5 protein-coding genes are annotated in these 3,250 nt (G+C 70.3%); 1 reads left to right on the forward strand and 4 read right to left on the reverse strand.

What is annotated here, in order from left to right:
- Nucleotides 1-228 precede the first annotated feature (228 nt).
- The gene (locus AC1D12_RS28875; protein ID WP_465110908.1) at nt 229-804 is read left to right on the forward strand and encodes a TetR/AcrR family transcriptional regulator; all 576 of its coding nucleotides are present in this window, start codon (nt 229-231) and stop codon (nt 802-804) included.
- 16 nt (nt 805-820) lie between these two features.
- Here AC1D12_RS28875 and AC1D12_RS28880 read toward each other — a convergent pair whose 3' ends face one another.
- The 4 genes from AC1D12_RS28880 to coaE all read right to left on the reverse strand — a co-directional run.
- Entirely contained in the window at nt 821-1,528 is a 708-nt protein-coding gene (locus AC1D12_RS28880; RefSeq protein WP_477825519.1) for a hypothetical protein, read from the reverse strand.
- A gap of 89 nt (nt 1,529-1,617) precedes the next feature.
- Complete coding sequence (locus AC1D12_RS28885; protein WP_047500129.1) at nt 1,618-1,824, reverse strand: DNA gyrase inhibitor YacG; 207 nt, start codon at nt 1,822-1,824, stop codon at nt 1,618-1,620.
- Nucleotides 1,821-2,579 (reverse strand): cell division protein ZapD, encoded by a 759-nt coding sequence (zapD, locus tag AC1D12_RS28890; RefSeq protein ID WP_047500131.1) that lies wholly within the window; start codon nt 2,577-2,579, stop codon nt 1,821-1,823. Before zapD ends, AC1D12_RS28885 begins: the two co-directional genes overlap by 4 nt.
- A gap of 64 nt (nt 2,580-2,643) precedes the next feature.
- A partial coding sequence (coaE, locus tag AC1D12_RS28895) for a dephospho-CoA kinase (RefSeq protein ID WP_477844564.1) occupies nt 2,644-3,250 on the reverse strand: 607 nt, incomplete at its 5' end.

The raw sequence follows: 3,250 nt of genomic DNA on the forward strand, positions 1-3,250 counted from the left end.
GCGGAGACGGCGCGCTGGAGGCGGCGAGAAAGCTGACGACCAGCGAGACCGTCAGCCACAGCGAGGCGGTGGTGCCGAGGCGCAGTCCGGGCGCGCGAAGGGCGGCGGGCGCGGTGGCGAGTGCGGGCGTGGTCATGTCGGCTCCTTCAGCTAACGCAAAATATTTGCGTTAGCGGATTCTGAACCCAATCCTGAGCTAAAGCAAATACTTTGCGTTAGCATGGTTTCATGACTGCAACCACCACCCCGCGGCCGGGCGGCCGCAGCGCCCGCGTCCAGGCGGCCGTCCACCGCGCCACGCGCGAGCTGATCGAGCTGCACGGGCGCGCCGAACTGACCGTGCCGATGATCGCGGCGCGTGCCGAGGTCACCCCGTCGACGATCTACCGCCGCTGGGGCGATCTCGGCGAGTTGCTGGCCGATGTGTCGGTCGAGCGGATGAAGCCCGATTCGGAACCGGCCGACACCGGCTCGGTCGCCGGCGACCTGGTCGCGTGGGCGCAGCAGTTCCATGAGGAGATGTCGTCGCCGATCGGGCTGGCGATGATGAAGGACGTGCTGTCGACCGAGGCCCATGGCGAAGGCACCGCGCCGTGCCAGTGCGCGCAGTTCACTGCGGCGCAGATCGCCCTCATCTTCGAGCGCGGCGTGGCGCGCGGCGAACCGGTGCCCGAGGTGCAGCGGGCGATGGACGTGGTGGTCGCGCCGATCATCTACCGTGCGCTGTGGGGGCCGGTGCCGGCCTCGTCGGCGCTGGTGGAACGCTGGGTCGCCGAGTGCCTGGACGGGGCCGGCGCGCGCTGAGCCCTGCCCGTGCGACTCAGCGGCCGGCGTCGGGCTCGCTGCGCCAGACCGGCAAGGCCTGCTCGAACGGGGTGGCGGCCGTACCGAACACGGCCGGGTCCTGGGCGCGCTTCAACCAGGCGCGCGTGTCGTGGTGGGCGCCGGGCAGCGGCTGGTCGGCGCGGAATGCCTCGAACCAGGCGTGCACCGCGCGGTAGCGCTCGGGGTGCTGCGCGCGCGTCCACGCGAGCCCGACCAGGTCGGCGAAACCTTCTTCCCAGCGCGTCGCGCGCATGTCGCGCTCCAGGTCGGCCAGCGGGGTCGTGCCGGCGTCGAGCGCGTCGGTGAAGCCGGCCACCGGCGGTGTGTGCCATGCGCCTTGCACGTAGCGCCAGCAGTGGCCGAGCTCGTGGGCGGTCATCGCCTCGACGACGGTGTCGCGCAGCTCGGCAGGGATCTTCTCCAGCGTGGATTCGGCCTCGGGGTTGCCGCGCATCGTCAGCACCAGCTTGCAGCGGCCGTCGACATAGCCCATCGCGATCGGCGGCTCGCCGCCCTGCGCCACCGGCTGGGCGACGATGTCCAGCGGCAGGCCCTGCGCCCGAGCGTAGGTGATCACCGGCCAGGCGGCCTGCATCCAGCGGGTCTCCAGCGGCGTCAGCGCCGCGGCACCGGCCTGCAACGGGATGTTGGTCACCAAGACGAAGCCCAGCGCCAGAACGACATCGACAACACGCTTCCACATGGCTTCCCATTGAACCGGGAACAGCCGCCATCGTGGGGTCGATCAAGGCCGGGAAAGCGCGCCAGTTTGCACGCCGCGGCGGAATTTGCTCAGTCGTCGGTGTCCGGGGAGGGCGTCACGCCGGCGCCCGGCGGGGGCGGCGCGGCGACACGGTAGCTCTCGCTGGCCCAGGCGCCGAAGTCGACGTTCTTGCAGCGCTCGCTGCAGAACGGCCGATAGGGGTTGTCGCTCGCGTAGAGGCTGTCGCCGGCGCAGGTCGGGCAGCGCACGATGCGGGGCTTGGCGGGGGCATTCATGCGCACAAGGTCAGTTCGAAGGTGGTGTCGATYGCCGCGGGCTTCAGCCGGCCCTCGGCATCCTGCTTCATCAGCCGCACCATCACCATCAGGCGGTGGCCGCTGATCTCGGGCACCAGCTGGCGGCTGCCGTTGTCGATGCGCACCCGCAGCAGCTGGTAGACGCGGCCGGCCGGCAGGCTCTGCTGGTACTGGCCGCCCTGCGTGACGACCTTGTGCGGCACGCCTGCATCGCGCAGCAGCCCGAGCAGCACGCTCAGGGCTTCAGCCAGCGGCGTCAGCGTCGCGATCCAGCCCGACAGGTCGGCGCGCCGGCTCGCGGCGTCATGCTGCTGCCACGCGTAGTAGGCCGGCAGGTCGAACTCGCAGGTGCCACCGGGAATGCTGATGCGGCTGCGGATGCTCATCAGCCACTCGTTGGCCGTCAGCACATGGCCGGCCTTGCCGGGCAGCTGGTTCAGTCCGTTGAACGCATGGTCGACGCGTGCCATCACCTCGAGCAGCGCCCCTTCGGAGATCGCCGGGTTGCCGCGGTAGCTCTGCAGCAGCGCCCGCTGGCGCTCGAGCTCCTTCAGCAGGTCGGACTTCAGGTCGGCGCGCGATGCGACGTCCATGATCTCGAACATCGTCGCCAGCGCGTAGTGGTGGTCCACGGCTTCATCGCGCGGCAGCAGGCGCCCGAGGCGGTCGAACAGGTGTTCGAGCCGGAGCATCGTGCGGATGCTCTCGTTGAACGGGTATTCGTACAGGACCAAAACGGCGGCTTTCCGGGCGATCAATGTGACAACGTGACGCCGGATTGTTCCACAGGGTGGCACTTCATCGCGATGTGATCCATCGTGATTCGATCCAGCTGGACCAGAGACTGCGGACTTCGGCTGCAAGTTCCGCCAGGCTCAGGTTCTCGTTGAAGATCACCGCATCGGCAGCGGCACGGCGCGCCTCGCGGCTGGCCTGCTGGTCGATCACGGCCTGCACCGTGGCCACGGCCCAGCCGGATCGGCGCGTGACGCGCGCGATTTGCGTCGCGGCAGGGCAGTCGACCACCAGCACGCGGTCGACCCGCGCCCGCCAGCGTCCGGATTCCACCAGCAGCGGCACGTCGAAGACCCGGGGGCGATCGCCTGCGGCGGCGGCCTGGCGATCGCACTCGATCCCGATCAGCGGATGCAGGATGGCTTCGAGCTGCGACTTCGCGGCGGGGTCGGCGAACACGACCTGGCGCATGCGGGCGCGGTCGAGGCCGCCGTCGGCRCCGATCGCCGCGGCACCGAACTGGTCGCGCAAGGCATCGATCGCCGCGCCGCCCGGTGCTGCCAGCGAACGGGCGATGGCATCGGTGTCGATCACCGCCGCGCCCTGGTCGGCGAGCATGCCCGCGACGGTGCTCTTGCCGCTGCCGATGCCGCCGGTCAGGCCGATGCGC

This window comes from Rhizobacter sp. P1_G5, from assembly GCF_056405435.1.